Raw genomic sequence first — 232 nt, forward strand, 5'->3', positions numbered from 1 at the left:
GGTTCACTCGAGCGCCTCGGCGTCGTCATCGCACCCGGCTACACCGTGTCAAAACTGCTCTGGACCAAAGAGCAGCATCCCGAGATTTTTTCCCGAATCACCCGCATCCTGCTGCCCCACGACTACCTGAATTACTGGCTCACCGGCCGTAGCTGCAGCGAGTATGGCGACGCCTCCGGCACCGGGTATTTCAACGTGCGCAGCCGCCAGTGGGACTTGCAGCTGCTGCGCG

General features: G+C 62.1%; 1 protein-coding gene. It reads left to right on the forward strand.

Annotated features, from left to right (window positions below):
- Positions 1 to 232, forward strand: a 232-nt coding sequence (locus tag SB772_RS46010) for an FGGY family carbohydrate kinase (protein ID WP_410839273.1), incomplete at both ends; no start/stop codon positions are given.

The sequence above is a fragment of the Paraburkholderia sp. SIMBA_030 genome, from assembly GCF_046535245.1.
In the GTDB taxonomy this organism is placed as follows: domain Bacteria; phylum Pseudomonadota; class Gammaproteobacteria; order Burkholderiales; family Burkholderiaceae; genus Paraburkholderia.